The organism is Hahella sp. NBU794 (assembly GCF_050749805.1).
GTDB lineage: Bacteria > Pseudomonadota > Gammaproteobacteria > Pseudomonadales > Oleiphilaceae > Hahella.
In genome coordinates, this window is record NZ_CP192738.1 from 3802280 (window position 1) to 3827907 (window position 25628).

Below are 25628 nucleotides of genomic sequence, written 5' to 3' on the forward strand. Positions count from 1 at the left end.
GTCCGTGTTATCCATAAGTCTTCGCCTGACGCTGCTATTGCTTGGGCGCGATGCAACTCGCATTGGTCCCGGAGGTATCAAGCCAAAACGCCAGCTCACTGTATTTCTTGAAAAGATCGGGAGGCAAAATGCTGGGCCTGGGGCGAAACTCCACTTTCTTCTTCACCCGGTGCAGACCTTTTACGCCGATTGCGTGATCAAATTCATCGGCGTCGAATTCAACGTGGTCGAAATCATGGGGAAATTCTCGCTGCTCAATGAACTGATACAGGAGAGATATGGTTTTCTGGGGGTATTGGGTCAACAGATCGTAATCGATCAATAACAGCCGGTCGGACAACTCGCCATAGAACGCTTCTTTCAGCGCCGTTAACGCCATGCCGACCGAACCGCTTTCCGCGGCGAGCGCTTCACATCGCGTATAAACGGTCTGTCGGCTCTGCGGATTAAACATGCGACTGTATTCAAACGGATTGGAGCGACACACCCTTTCAAAGCTGTCCATGACCCACGCAGGATTACGCACACAGCAGATCACTTTGAAGTTATCGAACAGCTCCACCAATTGATGCAGACGGGCGGGCCACATGCGATTGGTGTCGAAAATCAACGCATAGTCCGCATTCGGCTGATAGTAGGCGTCAAAAATCCCCCTGCAGATCAGCCGGCGCCGGTTTTCGTCAAACAGCGTATAGAACTCCGACTCCGCGCCCATCTGCTCCAGACATCCACTCATCAGCGCGCAAATCGGGCTGCTGATAGCAGCGTAAAAACGGGGATTTTGTCTGAGAATAGCGGATAAAAGCGTAGACCCCGACCGGGGCAATCCTGCAATGAAGTGAACCTGGCTTTCCATGAAATAGATACTGTCTCCCAACCCTGGACCGAGATATGACCTCTCTCCGAAGAGGATTTCCAATCCATCTCGACCTGATTTTTATTGTGTTCAGAATATGATCAAGTATAGAGCACTCAGGTATTTCGCAAGCCGTGAGCAAAAAAGAAATAAAGTGGGTGAGAGTGTGAATGGGAGATAGGGGGCGATATCAACATGCATTTTGAAAACGTAGTAACCAGCGCTTGAACATGCCTGAGTCTGACTTTCTTGCTGCTTAAAAAAACGTCAACTAATCTTCCCTTTACGCATTTCCTTAAATGCAGACCATTCCGGCTGTTTAGTACTCTCGATACCAACCTGTTGGCTGACGTCCTGTCGGCGCAGCAGGGCTGTACAAGGATCAAACAAGGAGACGCCTCGATGACTCCGTATATCGGACAAATAAGCATGATGGGATTTGGCTTTCCACCTGAAAGCTGGGCGCAGTGCAATGGCCAGATCCAACAAATCACCCAAAACCAGGCATTGTATTCTCTCATTGGCACTTTCTTTGGTGGAAACGGCACATCAACCTATGCGCTACCAGATCTTCGTGGACGAACGCCAGTTCACCTCGGCGCGTCATATTCCTCCCAAGTAGGCGTCACCGGCGGATTAGAGCAAGTCACTATTACTGAGTCCACCATGGGGGCTCATATCCACCCCGTTTACGCCTCATCGTCTCCTGCGGATAAAGGCGGCCCCAAAAACGACCGCATATTCGCTGAAACACCAGATATTTACTGCTCTGCAGACAATCTGACCACAATGAACTCGCAAGCGATTGGCTCAAACGGCGGAAGCAGCGGCAGCGTAACGCCTCACGCTAACATGCAGCCGTCGCTGACGATTAATTTCTGTATCGCGTTATCCGGCGCATACCCTCAACGCAACTAGTCACAGCAAAGGAGATGCATCATGTCAGATTCTTTTCTTGGTGAAATCAGAATGTTCGCAGGACCTTTTGTTCCGGTGCAGTGGAGCTTTTGTAACGGACAAGTCCTTACCATTGCTCAGCAGTCCGCTCTATACAGCCTGCTGGGAACAGCCTACGGAGGAGACGGAACAGTAAGTTTTGCGCTACCGGACATGCGAGGGCGCGCGCCCATTCACACTGGAACCGGGTCGGGATTGACCCCTCGACCATTGGGCAGCGTCACGGGTACGGAAACGGTGACGCTGACCATGGCGAATATCCCTTCTCATACGCACGCCCTGCAGGCGTCTAACAACGCAGTGACGACGAATGTCAGTCCGTCGAACCAAGTGACAGGAGTCACAGACGTCAGTTTCTATACAACGACGACAGACCCGACAAGCATTACGACCTTATCGCCGCAAGCAATCGGCAACAACAGCGGAGATGGAGCACACTCTAACATCATGCCCTATCTCGCACTGGCTTTTATAATTTCCATGAACGGAACATACCCGACCCGCAACTAAATATAGGAGCAAGGAGCCATGTCTGACCCGTTTTACGGCGAAATCCGCATGTTCACCTATCAATTCGCACCTGCAAACTGGGCGTACTGTAGCGGACAAATATATCCAATTAGCCAAAACCCTGGGTTATATGCCGTCATTGGCACTCTTTACGGAGGAAATGGCGCGACTAATTTCGGTCTTCCAAACTTGCAGGGACGCGCCACTATCGCTTGGGGAACAGGGACTGGGCTGAGTGGATACCAACCTGGTCAAAGCGGCGGCAACTCTACGATCCAGCTGACATCCAGTCAAATTCCCTCTCATAATCATACGTTAAGCGCGGTGACCAGCGCAGGAACCACACCTGAGCCCGGAAACCAGTTATTTGCGTATCAGGGAGGTGACGTCCAGCCAGACTACAAGCAGCCTCCTTTGGGTACGCTGGTTACCATGTCTAACCAGATGCTTGCAGTCACTGGCGCATCGGCAGGACATGAAAATAAACAGCCCTTTCTGTCCATACCATTTTGCATTGCGCTAGACGGAGTGTTTCCACAGCGCAACTAGTCAACATACGCCGCAAAAAGGGCGCTACGCGCCCTTTCACTACTTAGTAAGGCGTCTTTACCCAAGTGTCTCTAACCTATTAATAACGAAGTAATTGTCATCACTAAATTGTACCCTCCGATCCCCTGGCGAAATGCTCCCGCAACCACTCATGCGCAGGGTCTCTGTGCGAGCGTTCGTGCCAGAACATGGACATTTCGAACCCCGGTATCTCCACAGGAGGTTCAACGACGCGGTATTTGTCGTTGTCGGCGACAAGTCGCGAGGGCAGCATCGCCACCAGGTCCGAGGTGGCGATGACTTCTCTCAGAAACAGGAAGTGAGGCACGGAGAGTACAACGCGACGCTCCAAGCCGGACTTCGCCAGCTGTTCGTCCGTAGCGCCATAAAATCCGCCTCCATCTTTGGAGACAATGACATGCTCCAGTCGGCAGAACTGATTGAGCGTCGGCTTGCGCTTGAGTTTTGGATGTCCTGCGCGCCCCACCAGCACGTAGCGCTCTTGAAACAGCGCCTGTTGATGTAATCCTCGCGGCGCGTCCTCCGTCGTGTGAAAGATCAGGTCAACCTCCCCTCTCTCCGCCTGTCGGGCGAGCATGGCCGGCACGATATCCAGCACCGCCAGCCTTGAATAAGGAGAGACCTCACGTAAACCGGGCAATGCCGGCTGTAAAACGGTTGACTCGCTGTAATCCGAAGCCGCGATGCGCCAAGTATGACTCGCAACAGAAGGGTCAAAGTCGCGAGTTGGCGCAACGGCCTCAGCCAAAGACGCCAACGCCAGACGCAGCGGCTCGCGCAGCTCTTCCGCTCTCGCCGTGGGACGCATCCCCCTCGGACCTGGCAATAGCAGCGGGTCGTCAAAGTATTCCCGTAATTTGGCGAGATGGATGCTGACGGAAGGCTGGGACAGATGCAGCCGCTCTGACGCTCGAGTCACATTGTGCTCCGTGAGCAGCACATCCAGCGTCAGCAGAAGGTTTAAATCCAATCTATGGAAATTAATCACAACAATACCTGGAATTTCAGAAATTCATTTCAGCAATACCTTAGCACTCCTTATTCTGAGTGAACACAATCTTCACGCTACGTAAGGAGCTGTAATGAAAGTTCTACTGGTTTACGCCCATCCAGAGCCAAAATCCTTGAATGGTTCAATCAAAGACTTTGCTGTCCGCCGCCTCGAAAACGCGGGTCATGAGGTTCAGGTTTCTGATTTGTATGCAATGAACTGGAAAGCAGCGCTGGATACTCAGGACAACACTGCGCGGAATCCGCAAGACCGCTTTAATCCGTCTATGGATTCCAAAAGCGCCTTCGAGAATGGCGCTCAGAGCAAAGACATCGAAGCGGAGCAACAGAAGCTGCTCTGGGCTGACGCCGTCATTCTGCAATTCCCGTTATGGTGGTTCTCCATGCCCGCCATCTTAAAAGGCTGGATCGACCGCGTGTACGCCTACGGTTTCGCCTATGGCGTGGGAGAGCATTCAGACTCCCACTGGGGCGACCGCTACGGAGAAGGAACCCTGGCGGGAAAACGCGCCATGTTGATCGTCACGGCAGGAGGCTGGGAATCCCATTACAGCCCGCGAGGCATTAACGGCCCCATCGACGACATTCTGTTCCCCATCCAGCACGGCGTCTTGTTTTATCCCGGCTTTGACGTGCTGCCGCCCTTCGTCGTCTATCGCACCAGCCGCACCGATGACGACACATTCTCCAACATCTGCGACCAACTCGGACAGCGACTCGACACTCTTTGGAGCACTCCACCCATCCCCTATCGCCAACAAAACAAAGGCGCTTACCGGATTCCAGAGCTGACGCTGCAACCAGAAATCGCGCCGCAGGCGACGGGTTTTTCTGTGCATGTAGGTGAGTGATTTTATTAAGGGAGGAATGACTTTCTTTCCTCCCAACCCCGACATTCTGGGCTATCCTTCCCAAAACAGTTGGAAATATCCATACCTCTATGACTGATACATATAATTGCTACGAAGAGCTATCAAAATCACAGCAAGAGGGACGAGATTTCTTAGTTAAGGTCGTAAAACGTGAACATCCGGTTGCCATAATAGGTCCTCACGCTGGCAAGATTGAACTTGGCACATCAGAACTTGTCATAGCCATCGCTGACGAAGATTGTCCCTATTATCTTTTCGAGGGAATCAAGGACAGAAGTAACAAAGACCTTCACATTACCAGTACGAATTTCGATGAGCCTCTGGCAATAGAGCTTCTCTCAATATGCAAAACAGCCATAGCTATACACGGTGAGGCAAGCAACAAAGAGGATGTATATATTGGTGGTTTAGATGAGGAGCTGCGAAGGCACTTAAGTAGAAGCCTAACCGCATACAACTTTAACGTCACAAGACATGAACGCCTGCAAGGTGTAGACCCAAGAAATATCTGTAATCGCACCTTGATGAAAAAAGGCGTTCAGATAGAGCTGCCCAAAGGACTGCGCCGCCGCATGTTCGAGTCTCTTACAGAAGCAGGACGTCCGCATAAACAAACAGCATTCTACTCATTTGTCACGTCAATAAGGGAAGGCATTCAAAGCTACGTACAATCAAGGCCATAGATTTTGGGGCTACACGGAGCATGAACTCTGTTTAAACATAACTAACGTGCATTACCTGCTCACTCTACGCAACAGTGAATTGACGATTCCCCGGTTTTTCCTCTCTTTTGTGCAATTTAAACTCCCTCCCCTGATTTAAATTCATACCGATTAACCCAGAATACAGGCGGAGGGTTTATGACCAATCTCGATATCATCAAAAGCACGTATGAAGGCGCCAATTCAGAGGAAAATGGCCGTAATTTGTTGAAGCACCTGGCGGAAGATGTCAGATGGACGGAAGCCGCCGGGTTTCCCTATGCCGGCACGTACATTGGCCCCGAAGCGATTGTTGAGAATGTATTTAAGCGTCTGGCGGCGGATTGGGATAACTATCAATTCACTGTGGAAGGCTACATCGCGCAGGATGACAAAGTCGCGGCCTATGGAAGTTATTCCGGGGTCCATAAACAGAGCGGTAAACACTTCACCGCCCGGGTCATGCATCTGTGGACGTTGAAGCAGGAAAAAATCGTCAGTTTTGAGCAGTTTGTCGACAGTTTGCCTGTCGTAGAGGCCACACGCTGAACCGCAACCTTTAAAAGAAATATCTATATTTGTTAATGAGTTAGCTATAGCAACAAAAACCGGTTTGAGCTACTCTACTCCCGGTTTTCCTCACGCGCCGCCCAACGCCATTTTCGCCCCCGTATTCATCAGCGAACTATTCCTGGCGTTATTCCAAGGCGCGTCTCTTTCCGCCATTTACAGGAGGTTTTATGGCCAGCATCAGCGTGCAAAATTTAACTTATCGCTTTGATAACGGCGACACCCTGTTTTCCGATCTGACGTTCACCCTGGACGATAAAATCACCGGGCTGGTAGGTCGCAACGGGGCGGGCAAGTCGATTCTGGCGGCGTTGCTGACAGGGGAGAAGACGCCCTATTCCGGTTCGGTCACTACTTTTTGCCGAGTGGGCTGGCTGCGACAGATTGGCGCGGAGGAAAAGCTTGTTCAGCATGAAACTATCAGCGATTTTCTAGGTGTTCGCGATAAGCTGGAAGCCCTCTCCCGAGTCGCTGAGGGCGGATGTGAGTCTCATGATTTCGAACTGATCGGCGACAACTGGCTGCTGCGGGAAGAACTGGAGCAGCAATTATTAGCGCTGGGACTGCCTGTAGACCCCTTTTTACCCTGTCAGGCTCTTAGCGGCGGTCAGCTGACCCGGCTCGCGCTGCATCAACTTTTCCAATCCAATTACGGCTATCTCATTCTCGACGAACCAGGCAACCACCTGGACGAACAGGGCAAACGCTGGCTGATCGAACAGATGCGGCGCTTCCACGGCGGCGTTCTGATCATCAGTCATGATCGCGATATTCTGCGTTGCGTGGACGACATTCTGGAGCTGAATAGCCTCGGCGTGCATCACTACGGCGGAGCCTATGACGTTTACGCCGAACAGCGCGCCAATGAACTGGCCAGCCAGGAACGACGCATCGACCATGCAAAGACGCAGATCAAACAGATGCGCCAAACCATGCAAAAGAACCGGGAAAAGGCGCAGCAACGGGCCGGCCAGGGCAAGCAGGTAGCGCGATCAGGCAGTCAGGCGAAGATTCTATTGAACAACAAAAAGCAGAACGCGGAACGCGCCGGCGGCGCCCGGGAAAGCAACCAGAACCGCCAAATGGCGCAGGCGCAGGAGCAGCTCAGCAAGCTGAACAAGCAGCATGAAATGCTCAAACAGCAGAGCCTGTCCCTGGGCAAAACAGAAAAACGCGTCTCCCGCATTCTGGATATCACTGAAGTGCGCCTGCCTTACATCCAACAGGAAAATGACATCACCTTCTCTGTCGATTTCGGAGAAAAAATCCGCCTTTCCGGCGCCAACGGCAGCGGTAAATCCACCTTATTGAAAGCTATCGCCGGACGCCTGTCGCTCCTTCAAGGAGATATTCAGGTCCGCGCCGGACTGTGCTATCTGGATCAGCATTTCACCCTGTTGGATACCGCCAAGTCCGCACAGGAAAACCTGGCGCATTTCTGCCCTCATCTGTCGGAGACAGACCAGCGCACGCTATTGGCGGGAATTGGACTAAGAAGAGAGCGAGCAGATCAAGCCGTGGCCACCTTGAGCGGCGGTGAAAAAATGAAAGTCGCCATGCTGGCTATCAGTCATCAACCCGGCGACACCCTATTGTTGTTGGACGAACCCGACAACCATCTGGATCTGGATTCCCGGCTGATGTTGGCGCAAGCCCTGCGTGACTTCACCGGCAGCTTGTTAGTGGTCAGTCATGACCAGGACTTTATCGCCGATATAGGCGTAAGTGGGGAGATAAGCCTGGACGGTGCAGCCTGAATAAGGCATGACGCAAAGGCGTCATTCAGGGCGTCACGCGTAAACGTGATCGCCCATGAAGTCAGTCCGGCAGGCCAATGGCGAGAAGCGCCTATCCTGTTACTGAGGAACCGGCACGCTGCTGTTAAAAATGTCCCGATGCAGCTTCCATTTCCCGGCTTCTTTTTTCCAGATAACAACGTATTTGCCTTGATCAAGCACTTGCCCGCCCTCGCCTTCAAGCGCGAACTTACCGACTTCAGACGCAGCGTCCCCATAACCCTCTACTTCGAGGGTCTCCAGTTTCATTTCCTTGACGCCCATGTCCATGAAGGCTTGAAACGCGCCTTGAATCGCCGGCTGCCCTTCCACAAAGTCGGCATGGGGAGGCATCAGTTGCGCATTATCGGTGTAGCAGGCGGCGATGCCAGCGGCGTCGCCCTGGCTGAAAGTGTTCATAAACACCTTCTCCGCCGCAAGAATAGCGGCCTGGACTTCTGTTGAAACGTTCATACTTACCTCCCGCTTCATCAGTTAGGGGTTGTTATTACACTCAGGCTATCGATTAAAAAGTAGACGCATGCGGACATTGAGGCAAATAACCAATAACGCGGAATTTAAGTGCATCGATATAAGCGCGCATTTTTAGCTCTATCGAAGCATCCCTTCTTCGATGAGTGACAAGCTCGCCACGACCATGGTTCATCGATGGTCGCCGAGTTGCTTTTTAGAGTCTGCTGTAAACAATCACCGTACGGTCAAGATAGGCTTCATCCGTCACCACATTCACCGTGCGCACCAGTCTATCGTCCACGCGATAAATCTGGTCACTGATGGTGGTGTCGCCATCGTCATAGCGGAGAATGACTGAATATCGATTGGTTGGGGCCGCCCACGAGGGAATGTCGTCCGCCTGCAGAAACACGCCGGACTTGTGTGATTTCACCACACCGCTGAACGGAACCACCTGCGGCGTTAAAACGCCGTCCGTGTCGAACCATTTAACCTGGGGCTCGCCCTCTTTTTCTTCAGTAAAGAAACCACTTTCTTCTATGGTTAACGTCAACCCGCTGGCCGGAGCGACTCTATCCACCAACTCTTCGCCGGAGCCGCGCAGCCCTGATTTGATTCTGTCGTCATGCTCGCCGCCCGGCTCCTGTGCAATGTCGCTGCTGACGGAAATGCTTCCATCCAGCAGCCATGTGCCGATAAGGGATTCTATGCTCATAGGGATACTCTTATAGGTAATATTCTATCTTGTTTCCTGCGCCTGATTTTTATTGGCGTCAGCGCCAATCCTACCTAATTTGCAGAGCGATTTGTTTTAAGAATTTCTAACGTTTTCGACAAGTTACACGTCGACGCTTAACGCTGACATTCATATTAGTTTTAACAGCCTCAGGAACTTGATTGTCTGGAAGTGATAGAGTCCTTTAAATCCTACTGGAACGTAGCGATATGGATCGGGAAATGATGAAAGAACTCGCAGACCAAGGCGCCAATAAACGCATTCGCAATCTGGCGAAACAGTATTCCGCATCAACGAAGCGCTGGTTATAAATAAGAAACTGCTTTCCTAGCCAAAGCCTGTCAGGGTCTCGCACAACCATGAAAATCACCTTATACGAATCTGTTGGAACCGCCATTATTATCAGTTGTAAATCCGGGGTGATTTACAGCAATCAAACCGGCGGAACCGCCTGCTTGCAGCCCGAATACGAAGGCGTATTGATCCCGATTGCGAACACAATTGGTATACCGGACTTGAATCTGGTCAGCCCTGAAAATGAACTGGAAAATTACTTCACCGGCCACCCTTGGTTCGGCGTAGGGGCGACACGCGGCCTATCCGAAGATGACGCCCGGGCGATAGAAGCGATATTGAAAGAGTATGCGCTTGATGACCAAATCAGCGTCGACCGAAGTATGCTTCGTCAATCCCATGAAGCATGGATACATATCAATATTGTCGAAGTGGAAGGCCGCTCACTTTTCAACGGCTTCGGCCCTTATCCCAGGAAAGGCGTGCTGACCTGGCAGAATAGCGATTGACGCCCCGTTCGCATTAAACCTGCCGAAGGACCTCCCAGCAAGATTATCCGACTCCCCCCCATCACTCCGTTCGCCCTGAGCCTGTCGAAGGGCTTTCCAGAGCGCCTCCAACCCAGTCGGCTCAAGTGGACGTTATTTCCCGTTGGGTCAGTTTTGCTCAAGGCCACTACGCGACTGCCGCCCTTCGACAAGCTCAGGGCGAACGGTTTCTTGGTGGTTGTTATTATCCAGACAGCCAGACAGCCAGATCGCTGCCGCCTTTCCGATAAAGGAGAGGACACGTAAGCAAACCAAAAACGACAATCCCCCCCGTTCGCCCTGAGCCTGTCGAAGGGCCTCCCAGAGCGACACACTTATCCCGCTTCCGCCCACTTTCGAATTTGATCAATCGTCGCTGTCGCCCCGCCGCAGACAATCACCAAAATCCTGTCGAACGTCGCCAGAACAGGATGGTTTTCATACACAGCCGCCAGACTGGCCCCGCACGCCGGCTCGACCAAAATACGGTGATCCGTCAGAAAGCGCTCACAGGCGGATAACGCGCTGGGGTCAGAGACGACAACACTATGAATACTATGCTGCCTCGCACATTCCAGGGCTCTTGCCGAGACCCGCTTGGCGCCCAGGGACGTGGCGATGCTGTCGATACGCTCAAGCTCCACACTATGACCAGCCTCCAACGCCGCGTGAAAGGACGCTGCGCCTTGAGTTTCAACAGCGATAACGGGAACATCCGCCCACTGATTGCGCTGCAAGCCCTCGACCACGCCAGAGAGCATGCCTCCTCCTCCCACACAGAGCAGCACCGCGTCCGGCTTCATTCCCGTCTTGGCGACTTCATCTATCATGGTCGCATGCCCCCGCCACAGCAGGGGATCATCAAAGGGATGAATAAAGGCGTCCGAGGCGCCAACCAGCGCCAGCGCATGCTCATTCGCCTCCTGCCAGCTTCCGCCGTGAACGATTACTTCCGCTTGCTCCAGACGCAGCAGCTCTTTGGCTCTTTCTGTCGTGGTTTCCGGCACGACCACGAGGGCGGGAACGCCCAAACGACGCCCCGCGTAGGCCACCGCCAACCCGGCATTGCCGCCGGATGAGGAGATAAAACGCTGCGCGCCCTGCGCTTTATGATGCTCACAGGCGGCGCCCACGCCTCTAATCTTGAAAGAGCCCGGCGGCTGCAGCGCCTCCAGCTTTAACCAGATCGAACGTTGCGACGCCATGCTCAATGGTCGCGATTCCAGCAAAGGCGTTTCGATATGCAGGCTCATTACGCTCCCCCTCATTTCCTCGTGATTTTGTATGGAAAATATTCCTGTCTGGACGGACGATAGCTCAGAAAGAACCACCTGCCTTGTAAAATATTGACGCTAGCCCCAGCCTTCCAGCAGATGATAAGGCTTGCTATAGTCCTTTTGCTCCGTAGGTTTCACGTCTGACTTCAGCTTTTCCAATCGCCCATGAATGACAGCATTCAGTATCAACGCAGCGCCGATATACCCGGACTGGTTCTAAGCGCAGGTCGCTTCGCCCAGTTTGATTTCGGCCGTCATTATCATCTGGATTATCACATCGGTATCGTTACTGAAGGCGTGCAGCGTCAGCAATACAAAGGGGAGACACGGGTTCTGGGCCCCGGTTTTATCTCGCTGATGCCACCGGGAGAAATTCATGACGGCGCCTGCGATAGCGACGCCTACACGCTAAAGACCTTTAGAGCGCCTTACAATCTGATGCAGGAGGCCAGCGCAGAACTGAGCGACGTGCATCTTGGCCCGGAACTGTTTGGCAATGTCTTTGAGGATTCAGCGACTGCGACCCGTCTTTTTCATCTTCACAACGCCATGCGCTCAGAGAGAGTTTCCACGCTGGCGGTTCAGTCAGAATGGCTGTCAGTGCTGGAGGCATTATTCACGCATACAAGGGCCATCAAACCCAGACGCGATCCCAATGCCCTCTCCCATGCCCGGTGGCGACGCATGCAGGATTACTGTCTGGCGAATCTATCCGAAAAAATCACCTTGGACGATTTAGCCACCCTATGCGGACTGGGCCGATTCCTCTTTCTCCGCCAATTCAAACGCACAGTAGGCATGACGCCCCACGCCTGGCTATTACGACTCCGCCTGGAACAAGCCTGCGCCCTGCTGACCCAAGGCTCCCTCTCCATCGCACAGATCGCCCAACGCGTCGGCTTCTACGACCAAAGCCATTTTAACCGGAGTTTCAGACAGGCGTTTGGGGTGGCTCCGTCGGGGTATTAGGTGTGAACAGACGCAATAGAACTACTGGCCATATTGGATTCGCTTGAAAGAAACGGCGCCTTTTGAATTTGCTGCTGTCGAAAAGAATGTCCCCGACATGCTGTCGCTTGACTCGGCGACTAAATGAACAAAGGTTGAGCTTTTTCTGATTAGCCCATCCTCCTTTAAAGTTAAGTCGACCAGATTATCAGAAAAGAATTTATACGTTATCGTGCCTGAAATTTCAGAATGGCTTCTCTTGGAAGGGTGATACGCAATGGACTCGCTATTTGTTTCTTCCGCTACCTTTTCACCTAAACCAGAAATACCAAGGCCATTTTGGATTAGAAAAATTTCATGAGTAGCTGTCATTCCCTTGTATGGGTTGTACTCGGAATTCTCAACATAGAACTCTACTTTCCAGCGCCCACTCAAACGATCAACTTTATAGAAATAGTCGTTCCAAAGCCCAAATATGATGGCTATCAGAACTGCGGAAATTATGTTCTCACCAACCCCCTTTAAACGACTTGGCAGTCCTTTTAATTTTCTAACCACTAATTTCATAACGCCAATCACTGTGGAATTGCCAAACGTAGCGCTATCATCACATTCCCTCCCAACTTTTGAGATTGAAGTGGTAAATGTTCCGGCTCAGAATAAAAACTTAGACTCGCCAACTCTGTACGGCAAATACAAATTCACGCGCAAGGTTATATAACCTCTTGCACTGACAAGGGTGACGCCTTTACTCATCATCTCATTACCTGCCAGATCAAAATCGCCAACAACGCCAACGATACCCCCTGCCAAAACATCACCGGATTACGCTCCATAATGGGAGGCCGGGTCTGGTTGAGGTAGGCGGGGTTTGGGTGGCGGAGGTCGTGGAGGAATTCCGAGATTTCGGTGTAGCGTTTGTGGGGATTGGGCTGGACGGCTTTCTTGAGGGTGGCGTCGATCCAGGCGGGAATGTCTCGTTCTTCGCTGAGCACGGATTTGTAGGTGAGACGTTTCTGTGCGCCAGCGGTGCGGGTTTTGGCGACGTCGGCGCCATAGGGGAATTCGCCGGACAGTAGATGATAGGTCAGTACGCCCAATGAATAGAGATCAGAGCCAGGGGAGCCGACTTCTCCCAGGAAGTATTCCGGCGCGGCGTACAAGGCGGCGCCGAGCAGGTTGGGCTGGCGCAGGCCTTGATCGTTCTCCGCAACACCGCCTACCCGGGTTGAGCCAAAGTCTATGATTTTCACCACGCCGGACGCATCAATCATCAGGTTGTCCGGTTTTAAGTCCTGATGCAGCATGTCCATGCGGTGAAAAGCCATCAGCCCTTTCGCCGCTTGCTCCACAATGCCCCTCACCGTTTCCAGATCCGGTCGCGGGTGATCCCGCAGCCACTGGCTCAGCGTTCGGCCTTCGATGTATTCACTCACCGTGTAGAGATAGCGCCGCGGTCGCTCGAATTGCGCGGCCTTCGCCACATGCAGGCTATTGATGCGGCGGGCGATCCATTCCTCCATGAGCAGGCGCTCGAGATAGGCAGGATCGCCCTGCTGATCCGTCGCTGGCGTCTTTATTATCACCTTGGTGTTCGAAGCGATATCCACCGCCAGATAAACATGACTGCGGCTGCTGGTTTGCAGGCAGCGCAGGATTTGATAACCATCGAACTCCGCTCCAGCCTGCAAAATCGGGGGAAGCGGCAGGGTTTCCACCTGTTGTTGGAACAAAGAATCCACGTCACAGGGTAACGCCTCAACGCGAATGATCTGCAGCGTCAGGTTGTCCTTGCTGCCCTGCTCCAACGCATGATCGACCATGCGTTTGGCGATGGCGTCCAGATCATCAGGCTCCTGTAACGCCTCGATCAAGGTATGAGCGTCACAATATTCATACACGCCGTCGGTGGCCATGATAAAGATATCGCCCAGCCTGAGCCGCAATGGCTGGTAGTCGATTTCAATATGCTCTCTGAATCCCAGCGCCCGGCTCAGATAGCTCTGACTTTGCGACACCCACAAACGGTGATCGTGGGTCAACTGCTCCAGAGCGCCGTCCCGCAGACGGTAAACGCGGGTGTCGCCGACATGAAGGATATGCGCGATGTCGGATTTGAACACCACAGCGCTAAACGTACAGACGTAGCCTTTTTCCTTGTCATAACGATAAACGCTGCGCTGCCCTTCCGCATACAGCCAGGAGTTGGTCGCCCGCAAAACTCGTTGGGCCGCATGCTGCACTGTCCAGGCGTCGGAGGTGCAGAAGTAGTCCTCCAGAAAGCTTTTCACCGCCGTCTCACTGGCGACCTGACTGACCGAGCTGCTGCTGACCCCATCGGCCATCGCAAACGCAGCGCCTTTCATCGTCAGTTGCGCGCCCTTGGGAACACAACCGCCATGAAAATCCTGATTGATCTCTTTGCGGCCTTTATCGGTCCATTGACCGAAGGAAAGCGTCAGCTCATTGCGCATAAATGTAGTGAGCCCCGACGTCCGTTCGCAGACGCCGGGGCCGGCAACTGTCCTCAGGTGTTGTGTAATCAGGCGCTCCGATCAAGCCATCGCTTCTTTACCGGACGCCGCCAGCTTGCGTTTCGGCGCTGTTTTGTAGTGAGTGCTGTACAGGGTCAGCCCGGTGAAAGCCAATCCACCCACCAGATTACCCAGCGCAGTCGGAATTTCATTCCAGATGAAGTAATCCATGATAGAGAAATCGCCGCCCATAATCATGGCCGAGGGAAATAGGAACATGTTCACAACAGAATGTTCGAATCCCATGAAGAAAAACAACATGATAGGCATCCACATCGCCAGAACTTTACCGGAAACCGTCGTAGAAATCATCGCGCCGACCACGCCCATGGACACCATCCAGTTACACAGCATGCCGCGCAGAAAAATAGTCAGCCATCCGGCCAGACCGTATTGCGCGTAGCCGAGAGTACGGGCCTCACCCACGCTGGCGATCTTGGTTCCCACCGCACCGGGGTCCGTATTAAAACCATAGGTGAACACGAAAGCCATCATGAAGGCCACCGTCAGCGCGCCGGCGAAGTTGCCCAGGAACACCAGCCCCCAGTTCCTCAAAACGCCATGGGTCGTCACGCCCGGACGTTTATCCAGCAAGGCCAGAGGCGTGAGCACAAACACGCCAGTCAACAGATCGAAGCCCATCAGATAGAGCATGCAGAAACCAACAGGAAACAACATGGCGCCAACCAGAAACACGCCCGTCTGCACCGCAACCGTGACAGCGAAAACCGCCGCCAACGCCAGTATAGCGCCCGCCATATACGCCCGGATCAAGGTGTCTCGCGTAGACATGAAGATTTTTGATTCGCCAGCATCGACCATCTTGGTCACAAACTCTGAGGGGATTAAGTAAGCCATTGCAACTCTCACATCATGTTATAAGTTTGGTGATGGCATTTGGCGTTGGCCGGTCACGACCAATTGGCGTCCTTTTCCAGGAATATCTGTCCATACTCCTTATGCCCTGCTCATTTACAGTGATGGACTCACTTTGGCGTCGGCCACGCAAATGCTGACTCCAATAACGCAATTTAGAGGCCAGGGGTTCATTAAACCTATTTAGAAACAGCAAGTTATATAGTGTCTCGCCCTATAATAGGGCAATTTGACAGCCACGCCGCATAGACCTTCGCTCGCATCCGGTGCAGCCTAGAGGGGACAGACATCAGAATTAGTGCAAAAAAATGGACCCGAACTCTCACGTCCGAGTCCATGGTATCAATATCGGTATCGGAGCCTTACCCCTTTACCTCCGCTTCAGCACCACAAGTGACGCCAGCTAAAGACCCCGGATATCACCAATGCTAAAGGCACGGTGATATATACGATGAGGACTCCTCCGGCGTATAGGCGCTGCTACCCCACCATGTTTGCCAATAATAGCTGAGACGATTATTGTCTTCTGGAACCCATCGCGGCTTCCATAGTCGCCATGCGGAAGACCAGTAGCGCAACATGTAACCGCCATCCGTGCGACGATATTCCGGTCTACCGCCATAGAAGGTATGGGTGAACACATAATCACCGTGAAAAATTTCTGGAAATTTATCCCCTACAGTCACACATGCGACGCCAGGGTTGATATCAGCGTCAGGGTTTGCGCTGGCGGGGTGACCGATATCGAAAATGCGTAGCCGCTTATCCTCAACGTCGACATAGTCGGCGAATAGCGCTTCCGCCTCCCTGTCACTTTCCGTTTCCTCCTCGTACCCGCAAAAGACGAATTCCAGGCTGTTTAGCCCAGTATCATCGCGGTCTCTTCCCTGAAAGGACTGAATCTTCCCTTTGACGCCGCAAATAGCCCGTTTATCGGAAGACAACGGATCGCTCCACTCTCCCATGTGGAGAACATTATCCGGCGCCACTTTCCTTCCACCACTACAGGTGAACTCAATGGCGTTAACGCCGGTTTCATCGCCTCCGTCGTGAACGCTATTCCTCCTGGCTTTCACATCCATGAAATGTTCCCCTGGGGGACAGGCTGACTTTAAGCCCCAGTCGGTAAAGACGCTTTCATCCTTTATTTTGACAATGACGGAACGGTTCCCGTTTTTGTCTGTACAGTACAGGCGCATAGCTTCGATACCGCGCTCATCTTCCCAGTTATTAGACTTGGAGGGCCCTAATGAGACTTGAACGCCTGACGCATAGGCGCCATAAGGACACAGCACGCCATGCCAGTCTCCTTCCTGTTCGATATCGCTGGGTATCGGCGCCTCGTCAGTCTGGCTCCAGCGCACCGGCCTTAGCGGCGGATGCACAACATCTGCAACTAAAACGACGCTATCCGCATTTGAATGATATACCTCCAAGGTATGAAAGCCTTTCGACAGATAGCCGTTGAACTGACTCCAACCCCCACTCTCTCCCGTATCTTCGAGTACGGAGAGTCCATCGATGTACACAGTCACTTTGCTGGAGAGACTCTGTGCATTTTCAAGTCTGTACTTAAATGTCACAAACCCAGGCTCAACGAAGTATCCATTGAGCAACAGCCCCTGGTTGTCGTCATTACTTTCCCATATCTCTCTTTGCTGCGAGAGCAGAGATATTTTATCTTCATTATTGTAATACTCACGCCAAAGCCCATGATTCAGAAAACGGCTCGGGTCCGGCGACCAGGAGCCTATACGTTTTGTCGGAGTTAAGTAGCTGTCATAACCTTGAATATTGGGATACTTTTCAAAACGTCTGAACAGATTCTCCCTACGCTTTATATAATTTATATAGAATCGTTCATCCTGATATTTAGCCAGCGCTTGATCACGCCCCTGATAGTGCGCTCTGTAGTTTAATGGATCAAACAACTCTCGATAGAATATAACGCCATGTAAACCGTCGCCACCATCTATCTCCTGTCTACCAAAATATTCAGGACTATTGTTATATATTCTGTAAAACCAAGCCTTCAAATCCAGATTTGAAAGCTCATTTCCTGTGTCGTCACTTACTTTTCTGGCGTATGGCAAAACAGTGGAGCGAATATAGAGTTGATTAAAATAGAGTTCTCTCTGCCGAAGGAGCCTTATATCCTGGGCGACGTCAACTTCACAGTCACTTTCCTCAATTAAATATATGTCCAGATTACCGTCTTTAAGAGTACAGTGCGTGTTTCCGGAAGAATCCAGCCACTGCTTGAGCTTTACATTTTCCGGCTCGCTTTCCACGAGCTGATTCCTCATTTCCTCATAGGCGGTAATAAAATAATTATGGACTTGACCTTCGTCTCCCAAATAGATTGACCAAGCGTCACTAGCCGCGTCAGCAATCTCTTGACTGGGCTGACGCACGCCGTCAATCAATCCTCCGAGCTTGTCCGCAGCGTCATTAAATTCAACAACCGCCCTGGACAAAAGCGTGTTTTGAATAGAGGTCAACTGTATGATTTGCCTGAGAAGACTGCTCAGCCCCTGCTTCGCCTCAAACCCTACGCCGCTGTTACGTATGGATCGGAGTTTGCCAATCTGTGGGTTGAACCCGTCCAGACCCGCCCGAAATTTATTAAGGGAGTGCGTTATTATCTGCTTGGCGTGCCGTCTTTGGGCTGTACAGGCGAGCTCCGTCTGGGGCATGTCGAGGCACCCCTGCGCCTGATAGTCCTTCACCTTTTCCAGAAATTGATAATAGCCAATGCGGGCGATATTCAATTCTGTGTTGGCATGATTAATTTCCGTCACCACCGCATCAATTGGCAACTCTTCAATCAAGCGGGACAATAACTCAAAAAGACTCTCATCGAGCTCATCAATAGTTATAAAAACCAGATCCAGAGGCGAGTCATCGCCTCTGCCGCATTCATATTCCGGAAACAGATATTTATATGTCACGTCTCCAACACCCCGAGTGGGTGAGTTGTTATGACTTTCAATTACTGCTTTGGGAAAGCTGGCGGCCCATGCCTCAACGCCATCCAGATTACATGGGGATGCGAGGGATTTAACTGAAATTAGAAATAGAATAGCTCCGAGCGCTTTCATGTTCATAATTTAGTCCTTTAAACATGATGAAAGAAACCGACTTCAAATTCATATTTAAAGCGGAGCGATACAATACCGCACAGAGAGCTTCGCAATCCGTGCGCCTATGATCTCTATATCGCCAAAATTTATACTAGTACCATATATTCAATACCGCCAAAAAATGAATATTATTTTTCGCATCAACCCATTTTCAAAAAGATACAATAAAGACACAAAATAATTACTTAAAAAAACCTGATACTCTATTGAAATTTTTACTTGATTGGACGCAGGCGATTTCTTTTTTCGCTTTAAGCAGAAAGGCATGGAGGGTGGTCTATTCTCACTGCTGAAATAGCTGCTTCATACATCCATATGCCCAAACTCATAATGAATTTTCCGCTCCGCCGCCAGCAATTGCACGGTGGCGTGTGCGTTCAGCGCGCAGAAAACTTCCTGTCTGAAGGACTCGTCATGGTCGGTAAGAGAATCTTTGCAACGCAAAAGCGCGTTCACCAAAGCCGTATAGTTGAGCACCCGCTCCAGGGCGCATTCCCCGCTTTTGCGCGCAATCCACTGCGCAATGTCTTTGATTTGCTCCAGCTTGCGATTGACCAGGGACAGCATCATCCCCGTATCCAGAGTTCCATCCCCGGCAGCCAACCATGAGTGATCAACCAACCGTACTTGCATAGATAAGTGACTTCTGTTGCGTATTTGAAGGGGCCATTCGTGGATCAGAATGGGCTTGAGAAGCGCTACTGGCTATTGATAGGTATACCCCATGAACATGACAGAATAACTACAACCGTCATCGGCATGCTCCAAGTGCGCAATATCTTAAGTCTCGCCTCTTTAATGGCGCCGTTTTTTTACAAGTCAGCAAAATGCCTCGTGGATAAGATGGCCTCGCTGCGTTGAAAGCGACCGCACCAAGAGGCGCTCAGCGCAGATCCAATCATAGTAAAAGGAAATTTATCTATGTCGCGTTCATCTCAATCAACAAAATCTAACCGTTCTTCACCACACTTATTTATGCGGACATTCCCCGGCGTTTTGGCGTTGGCGATAAGCGCTGCGGCTGCCGTTACGATCGCCCACGCTGGCGAGTCGCCGCAGAAAGCCTCTACCGTGCGCTTTGAGGACTATCACTTTAGCAATCCCTTGCGACAAGACCTGCAAAGCGGCGCTATTACCGAAGCGCAGGCCAGCAGCTTGTTTTACAGCAACCCGAAAGAGTTCGCCCGTCGCTACTATCCGAAAATCACCTTACCCGTAGAACGGAAAAAGTTCCGGGGCATCTGGCGCTATTACGACCATAGTCACTCTTCCAGCACCTTGCCGTACGACGGCGACGCCAGCAAACCGGTTTACGATGGGCACAGCGGAACGGACTTCTGGACCAGCTTCATTGATTTCGGCAAAACCGGCGAATCCGGCAACTATCTCGTTAACCCGTTCCCCAAAGGCGCCGACACATTTGTGACTGGCATTTACGACGGCGTGGAGGATGCGCCCAATCAACCAGTGGGGTCGGCCGGCAACCATCTGTACCTGACCACCTACCTGAACAAAACGCCGGAGGATTGCGCTCGCGCATTTCCATCAGGCCCAGCCCTGAAACAATGTATCGATGATATTCCCAGCTGGAGCAAAATGAGTACGCGTTTGCTGCATCTGGAGTGTGGGACAGTCATGATCAACGATGTGACTGGATACCCGGATAACTGCGCGCCTGCGCCCTCCTCCCGCATCCAGCTGCCTGCTCGGGTCGGCTCTCTGCAACGGCTGGCGCGAATTGGCTACTCTGGTGACGCGGGGCTACGCGGCACGCATACGCACATGGAAATTTCACCGCATTTGGTCGACCCTTTCAAAGGCCGCTACAACACGGATATTTCCGATTCGTACTTTTTCGACCAGAGCTGGGTGGAGCGCATTGAGAATTTCGCCGGCGGCGGCGATCCTCACTTCCGCATCAACGGCAGTTTCTTCCCTCAGGTGACCTATCAAGCGAGCAATAGCTATAAGTTCACTTCCCTGTCGCCGATTCAACGGCTCTGGCTGACGGAGAAGCCAGGGGGCGTATCCGTACCGTCAAAAACCGTTGATCTATTGACGACGGCGGTGACCACAAGCGCTCCGGAATTCTCATCCCGGGTAGAGTATGACAATGACTATCGTCCATACACGCTTTACAGCGTGTCTTTCAAAACCAAAGACAACCTGCTGCCGCAGTCCGGCGAATGGGGCGTCGTGGCGGAAGACAACCGCGGCAAATTGAGCAATACGGCGTTCATCAATGTCACTGGCGGCGCTTTCAAGTTGAGCCAGCTTACCTTGTCACCCAGTCGGGTCAGTAAAAACGACAGCAGCAATGTTATGTTTCGCTGGAACGCAAAAAGTTACGACAAAATCTCCCGCTTCCAGCGCAAGATTACTCGTAACGGACAATGCATTAATCCAGCGACAGGCTCGTCTACAAGCCAGTGCTGGAGCGACTGGAACGTGCTGGCCACCAGCTCCTCCAACGCCCCCTACTCATATACCTACAATGTGGAACTGGCGCCGTCCAGCGCATACCGCAACTGGCAAACCGGTAACTATGTTATTTCCATAAAAGGCGAGCATGCGACGGGCGTTTGGAGCGACGAGAAGACCGTTAACTTTTATCTCCAATAATCCGTTTCTTTAAGCCTTAGCTGCTTTATCCTTGGCGATAATGGGACCGTCACCATTGTCGCCTTTTTGCATTCTGACGTTCGAATAGCCTGTCGTTTCTGCTGATTTAATACTTTGCTGACAGCGTCCATACGCCCTTTAAACAAAGTGTATAAAGCCGCTCGTATCAGTGTAATCCCACCTTTACACTGGAAAACCCTAGGCTTTTTCTTTCATATACTCTCAAAAGACTATCCCTTAATGGAGAACCATTTTGGCAGACTCAAACTTATTAACTATAGGGTTTAGATTAGTTTTGCTAAACATTGTTTATTTCGGGCCATTTCATAATCAATTCACCCTGTTTAAGTAACTACTCATCACATTAAGATGACATTGTTTTCGCTTTATATTTTGTCAAACTAATTGACATTAAAAACTTGTTATACAGCCAAAACCGTTGATATATATGCATGGCATAGGAATTGCTGAGGTCGATTTGCTTTGTTAAGTAAATCTACAATGGAGAGAAGTATTCATATGCTAAAAACATTAACCAAGGGATTGTTATTATCAGCGCTGACGGCGTCTTCCGCCTATGCAAGCCAAATCACCTGGGACCTGACCGAAGGCGTTCGTTACGGTTCATACAATAACTCTCTTTCTTATTCGAAAGACGGTATGAACCTCACCGTAACCGGCTGGAGCGACACAAAAGGTCCTGCGGACGATAAAATCGAAGGCGCCCGTCTGGGTCGCTGGAATGGTCTTGGAGTCTGTAACGACGACGAATACCGCAAGACTCGTTGCGCCACCCCAGAGCACTCCACAGACAATGATCCAGGTCGCGACGGCGATTTTGACATGATCATGTTGTCCTTCTCTGAAGCAGTCAGCCTGAGTTCATTTCAAAACGGCTGGTACGCCTACGACTCAGATGTCTCCCTGCTCGCCTACACCGGCGGCGCTTCTTCCTACAATCTGAACGATAAAGATTGGGAAGGCCTGCTCAGCGACGGCTGGAGCGTGGCTGGCAACTACTCCAACACCATGACCAAAGAAACCGCGACCAGCACGGATCTGGTTTCCAAGTTCTGGTTGATTGGCGCTTACAATCCCGCGTTTGGTGAGTTGGGCGAGCTGTGCAACGAACTGAACGATCACTTCAAATTGAAGATGCTGACCATCGACACCGTTGAGTGTCCTGAGCCAACCGCACTGGGCCTGTTCGGCCTGAGCCTGGCGGGCCTTTTTGCGGCGCGTCGCCGCAAGGCCTCTTGATCTAGCATCTAAGTAGCGCCCGATTCCAAGCCGGCCTTGCGCCGGCTTTTCTTTTATCATGTATACGCTTATTTATTAGAGGGATTCTTTTATGTTGTAACCGGCCGCCAACACTTCCAGTTGGCCAGTATCATTAAAATTAAATTTGTAATGCCGGTGGCTTTTCTCATGCATTAAGCCTTGATCACAATGCAGCTTAATCCATTCGGAGTCACAGATTTCATAGCATGAGTCATCCCGCTCTCCGTCCAGTAACTCCATCGCTTCGCTCCACTGATATGCAACAACGTCGTTGAAGCATATTTCGACTTTTTGTTCCCGCCAGTCCTGATAGTGGAGCGTCAGCTCTCCATTTTCGCTATATATCTTTAAATCTTCGGCATCAGCAGTAGAAAAAGAGTCGTTCAAGTCTCTTATATATCCCATAAAAACACGCCTTTTGAATAATTTAATAGCGTAGTTCACCCATGTCCAAAAAGCGCCATTGGGAGCCCCTACGCTGACTGAACGGCCTTTATCGGAGGTTGGGAGAGCGGCGCCACCCCAGACTCAACTAGTTGATTTTTAATAATAAATATAAATTTGAGATAAATTGGAGAGAAACCGGATACCCGCGAGATTCATGAAAATCGTCGCCTCTCGATAATCGATCGCATTGACATTTGATCGATGCGTGAGGTGAAAAATGGATCAGTCGCTGTATTATCATTGGAACAATTTATGTCTTTATATGGGTCGCTTTGATGGGACCTATCATTGGCAACATATTGCGGATAGTTTTATTGTCAGTCTGGATAATGAGTTTGACGTTAAACTGGCGAATGGCGAGGTTATTTCCACGCGCTGTTTGATGATTCCTGCTAATGTCCGTTGCGATTTCATTTTAAGCAACCAACGTATTGCATTTGTGTCATCTCATTTCTGGCGCAATATTAAAACCACCCTGACCTATAACTATTATTGTTGTGAGCAAGACGGGCTTCTTTTTGATTTCCTGGACGCGTGTGATATTGCTCGCGCTTTCCGGGACTTATATAAGAGGCGTCCGTGCGCCAATGACGCCAAGGAGGTATTGGATCAGATTTTAAACCCTAAAAAATATCCGCTTTCTCCACCTTTAATGGATCGTAGAGTTCGCAAGCTGATCGAATTATTGTTGAAGAATCCGGATCTTTCCCAATCCATCGACGATTATGCGGAACTTATGCCGATTTCCGCCGCACATCTCAGTCGATTGTTCAAGCAGGAAACCAATATTTCATTCTCGCGCTTTCGCCTGGGGGTTCGTGTGTTGTATTTCATCAAGCAGTTTTCCCGCAGCCGTAATTTGACTACCGCCGCGCATGATTCCGGATTCGCGGATCTGGCGCACTTAAATAAGTGCCACAAGTTATTGTTCGGCATCTGCCCCTCGCAGTTATGGCTGAGCGAATCTGAACTTAAAATCTGCGTGGCCTGAGCAACCATAGGCGAGCCCAGTGAATTGAGAATAACTCTTAACTCCTGTGCTGATATCCGGTAAGAGATTTGTATAATGCAATCCAACCGTTTTCAGCGCAGGAGTGCCCCGTGTCCGACCGAGATTATGAAGAAATGCAAATTGGCGAGTGGCGCATCAATGTGGAAACGAACCGGCTCTATCGTGAAGCGGCGGAGCATCAGCTGAGCGATAAAGTCTGCAAAGTGCTTCTGGCGCTGGCGGAAAATCCCGGTCGTACAGTGAGCCGGGAAACACTGATACAGAAAGTCTGGAATGAAAACGAATATGTCGGCGAGCAGGCGCTGAATACCGCCATCTGGCAATTGCGCAAAGCGTTCAACGACAGCAGTGAAGCCCCTGAATACATCGAGACGATTCCTAAAAAGGGCTACCGCCTGCTCAAGGAAGTCTCCGTCATTCCGTATGCGCTCAAACCGGATATGGCCTCCCCACCTCCCGTTGAGCCTGTGGAAACTCCAGTTCCCGAACCGGAGACCAAAAAAGCGCCGAATAACACCATAGAACCGCCGCCTGCTGAACCAGCAACGGAGGCGACGCCTCACTCGACAACATCCATCGCCCCGCCACGGCGCAGAAGGTCCATGATCGTGGGCGGCTCGCTACTCCTGCTGGCGGGGGTCGCGCTTATCGTCAAGCTCATGTATGGCCGTGAGGATGCGCCGCCGGCGCTGACTTATTGGTGTGGCGTCGATGCAGGACGTATGGAGCGCCTTGGCATCGACCCCGCCAGCGCCTGCATGCTGGAGACGGATCAGGGGCAGTTTGGTCTGGCCATCGGTGAGCGCATGGCGCAGATCAGTTCCTCTTATTACCAATCCGCGGACACAGGCGATATCGCCGGCGACATCTTCTTCTGTGAGAACAACCACAAGCGACAGGGGCACAAAAACAACAGCCTGTTGAATTTCGTCACTTTAAAAGACCGCTGCATGGCGCAAGGCGACGGCGAAGTCGACATCGCCGAACGCGGCGGCGCTCGTGCGTCGCTGGTCTGTGCGGGATACCTGCCGCAATCCATTCATTTGCAGACGTCGACGGCGGAAAAACATTGCGCCCTGCCCGCCGCCCTAACCACGAATCACCCTAACGCCGTTAAAGATCCAGAGTACTGGTACGGGGTTCGCCGTGAAGAACTGGCAGGTCTTGGCATTGATGAAACCGCCAGTTGCCTTCTCAACGCTGAGGACCCCACCTGGATCGACGCCATTGAGTTCGGCTGGATATGGGGCTCACAACGCTGCACAGACAGCAGCTCCAACCCGGTTGGATGCGGCGTGGTCAGTCACAATGCGCAACGCACTGGTGCAACGGTGAGCGACTTCTTCACCCAGGAACAACTGCAAAGCCGCTGCGCCGACGGCGCGGACAAAGTCGCCTTAACCCCAACAGGCTGGTGGCGTTCTGAGCACAAAGACAAAACCTCGCTGGACGCCTATCTCCTATGCGAGCAACAGCAGCCCAAGGCGATTCAGTTGTCGTTCAAACCCGTCGTAGGCGACCCCGTTGAGAAGACCTGCGCGTTATATTATTAATCAGACGGACAAATAGCTTCCTTCTATTTGTCCGTCACGACAGGGCCTGCGCATGTCAGGCCATGTTAATAGTCCGATAGAT

The 25628-nt window shown here is 51.5% G+C and carries 24 protein-coding genes; 13 read left to right on the forward strand and 11 right to left on the reverse strand.

What is annotated here, in order from left to right; all coding sequences use genetic code 11:
* Nucleotides 1-34: 34 nt before the first annotated feature.
* Entirely contained in the window at nt 35-856 is an 822-nt protein-coding gene (locus ACQYWX_RS16800) for a sulfotransferase (protein ID WP_431685642.1), read from the reverse strand.
* 402 nt (nt 857-1258) lie between these two features.
* Between ACQYWX_RS16800 and ACQYWX_RS16805 the strand changes: the two genes are divergently transcribed.
* The 3 genes from ACQYWX_RS16805 to ACQYWX_RS16815 are packed head-to-tail and all read left to right on the forward strand — an operon-like array spanning nt 1259 to nt 2872.
* Nucleotides 1259-1774, forward strand: coding sequence for a phage tail protein (locus ACQYWX_RS16805; protein ID WP_431685643.1), 516 nt, complete (start codon nt 1259-1261; stop codon nt 1772-1774).
* Nucleotides 1775-1795: 21 nt separating this feature from the next.
* Nucleotides 1796-2323: a tail fiber protein gene (locus ACQYWX_RS16810; protein ID WP_216738199.1), complete on the forward strand. Its 528-nt coding sequence runs from the start codon at nt 1796-1798 to the stop codon at nt 2321-2323.
* A gap of 18 nt (nt 2324-2341) precedes the next feature.
* On the forward strand, nt 2342-2872 hold the full coding sequence (locus ACQYWX_RS16815; protein WP_216738200.1) for a phage tail protein: 531 nt from the start codon (nt 2342-2344) through the stop codon (nt 2870-2872).
* 103 nt (nt 2873-2975) lie between these two features.
* On the opposite strand, the gene ACQYWX_RS16820 is transcribed toward ACQYWX_RS16815, so the two are convergent.
* Nucleotides 2976-3881, reverse strand: a complete 906-nt coding sequence (locus tag ACQYWX_RS16820; protein ID WP_431685644.1) for a LysR family transcriptional regulator — start codon at nt 3879-3881, stop codon at nt 2976-2978.
* A 94-nt stretch (nt 3882-3975) separates the two neighbouring features.
* On the opposite strand from ACQYWX_RS16820, the gene ACQYWX_RS16825 reads away from it, so the two are divergent.
* The 4 genes from ACQYWX_RS16825 to ACQYWX_RS16840 all read left to right on the forward strand — a co-directional run bounded on the left by ACQYWX_RS16825 (nt 3976) and on the right by ACQYWX_RS16840 (nt 7804).
* On the forward strand, nt 3976-4755 hold the full coding sequence (locus tag ACQYWX_RS16825) for an NAD(P)H-dependent oxidoreductase (protein WP_431685645.1): 780 nt from the start codon (nt 3976-3978) through the stop codon (nt 4753-4755).
* Between the two features lie 89 nt (nt 4756-4844).
* Nucleotides 4845-5459, forward strand: a complete 615-nt coding sequence (locus ACQYWX_RS16830; RefSeq protein WP_431685646.1) for a poly-gamma-glutamate hydrolase family protein — start codon at nt 4845-4847, stop codon at nt 5457-5459.
* A 177-nt stretch (nt 5460-5636) separates the two neighbouring features.
* Nucleotides 5637-6026, forward strand: coding sequence for a nuclear transport factor 2 family protein (locus tag ACQYWX_RS16835; RefSeq protein WP_431685647.1), 390 nt, complete (start codon nt 5637-5639; stop codon nt 6024-6026).
* A 191-nt stretch (nt 6027-6217) separates the two neighbouring features.
* Nucleotides 6218-7804: an ABC-F family ATP-binding cassette domain-containing protein gene (locus ACQYWX_RS16840; RefSeq protein WP_431685648.1), complete on the forward strand. Its 1587-nt coding sequence runs from the start codon at nt 6218-6220 to the stop codon at nt 7802-7804.
* Nucleotides 7805-7903: 99 nt separating this feature from the next.
* Here the strand turns inward: ACQYWX_RS16840 and ACQYWX_RS16845 are convergent, their stop codons facing one another.
* Together ACQYWX_RS16845 and ACQYWX_RS16850 are read right to left on the reverse strand one after the other, a co-directional pair.
* Nucleotides 7904-8296, reverse strand: coding sequence for a YybH family protein (locus ACQYWX_RS16845; protein WP_127970847.1), 393 nt, complete (start codon nt 8294-8296; stop codon nt 7904-7906).
* Between the two features lie 214 nt (nt 8297-8510).
* Nucleotides 8511-9011, reverse strand: coding sequence for a hypothetical protein (locus ACQYWX_RS16850; protein WP_431685649.1), 501 nt, complete (start codon nt 9009-9011; stop codon nt 8511-8513).
* 380 nt (nt 9012-9391) lie between these two features.
* Between ACQYWX_RS16850 and ACQYWX_RS16855 the strand changes: the two genes are divergently transcribed.
* Entirely contained in the window at nt 9392-9835 is a 444-nt protein-coding gene (locus ACQYWX_RS16855; RefSeq protein ID WP_431685650.1) for a DUF6210 family protein, read from the forward strand.
* 353 nt (nt 9836-10188) lie between these two features.
* On the opposite strand, the gene ACQYWX_RS16860 is transcribed toward ACQYWX_RS16855, so the two are convergent.
* Complete coding sequence (locus tag ACQYWX_RS16860) at nt 10189-11106, reverse strand: serine/threonine dehydratase family protein (RefSeq protein ID WP_431685651.1); 918 nt, start codon at nt 11104-11106, stop codon at nt 10189-10191.
* Nucleotides 11107-11295: 189 nt separating this feature from the next.
* On the opposite strand from ACQYWX_RS16860, the gene ACQYWX_RS16865 reads away from it, so the two are divergent.
* Entirely contained in the window at nt 11296-12099 is an 804-nt protein-coding gene (locus ACQYWX_RS16865; RefSeq protein WP_431685652.1) for a helix-turn-helix domain-containing protein, read from the forward strand.
* Nucleotides 12100-12120: 21 nt separating this feature from the next.
* On the opposite strand, the gene ACQYWX_RS16870 is transcribed toward ACQYWX_RS16865, so the two are convergent.
* From ACQYWX_RS16870 to ACQYWX_RS16890, 5 genes are all read right to left on the reverse strand, one after another.
* The gene (locus ACQYWX_RS16870; RefSeq protein WP_431685653.1) at nt 12121-12645 is read right to left on the reverse strand and encodes a hypothetical protein; all 525 of its coding nucleotides are present in this window, start codon (nt 12643-12645) and stop codon (nt 12121-12123) included.
* Between the two features lie 188 nt (nt 12646-12833).
* The gene (locus ACQYWX_RS16875) at nt 12834-14552 is read right to left on the reverse strand and encodes a protein kinase domain-containing protein (RefSeq protein ID WP_431685654.1); all 1719 of its coding nucleotides are present in this window, start codon (nt 14550-14552) and stop codon (nt 12834-12836) included.
* A gap of 81 nt (nt 14553-14633) precedes the next feature.
* Entirely contained in the window at nt 14634-15470 is an 837-nt protein-coding gene (locus tag ACQYWX_RS16880) for a formate/nitrite transporter family protein (RefSeq protein ID WP_216738213.1), read from the reverse strand.
* A 446-nt stretch (nt 15471-15916) separates the two neighbouring features.
* The gene (locus tag ACQYWX_RS16885) at nt 15917-18595 is read right to left on the reverse strand and encodes a hypothetical protein (protein ID WP_431685655.1); all 2679 of its coding nucleotides are present in this window, start codon (nt 18593-18595) and stop codon (nt 15917-15919) included.
* Between the two features lie 339 nt (nt 18596-18934).
* Entirely contained in the window at nt 18935-19264 is a 330-nt protein-coding gene (locus ACQYWX_RS16890) for a hypothetical protein (protein ID WP_216738215.1), read from the reverse strand.
* Between the two features lie 288 nt (nt 19265-19552).
* On the opposite strand from ACQYWX_RS16890, the gene ACQYWX_RS16895 reads away from it, so the two are divergent.
* Nucleotides 19553-21253 (forward strand): hypothetical protein, encoded by a 1701-nt coding sequence (locus ACQYWX_RS16895; RefSeq protein ID WP_431685656.1) that lies wholly within the window; start codon nt 19553-19555, stop codon nt 21251-21253.
* 519 nt (nt 21254-21772) lie between these two features.
* A complete protein-coding gene (xdp1, locus tag ACQYWX_RS16900; protein WP_431685657.1) occupies nt 21773-22513 on the forward strand; it encodes an exosortase-dependent surface protein XDP1 in 741 nt (246 codons plus the stop codon).
* Nucleotides 22514-22588: 75 nt separating this feature from the next.
* On the opposite strand, the gene ACQYWX_RS16905 is transcribed toward xdp1, so the two are convergent.
* On the reverse strand, nt 22589-22939 hold the full coding sequence (locus tag ACQYWX_RS16905; RefSeq protein ID WP_431685658.1) for a hypothetical protein: 351 nt from the start codon (nt 22937-22939) through the stop codon (nt 22589-22591).
* A 259-nt stretch (nt 22940-23198) separates the two neighbouring features.
* Between ACQYWX_RS16905 and ACQYWX_RS16910 the strand changes: the two genes are divergently transcribed.
* Nucleotides 23199-23972, forward strand: a complete 774-nt coding sequence (locus ACQYWX_RS16910) for a helix-turn-helix domain-containing protein (protein ID WP_431685659.1) — start codon at nt 23199-23201, stop codon at nt 23970-23972.
* 110 nt (nt 23973-24082) lie between these two features.
* Nucleotides 24083-25546, forward strand: coding sequence for a winged helix-turn-helix domain-containing protein (locus ACQYWX_RS16915; RefSeq protein ID WP_431685660.1), 1464 nt, complete (start codon nt 24083-24085; stop codon nt 25544-25546).
* The last annotated feature ends 82 nt before the right edge of the window (nt 25547-25628 follow it).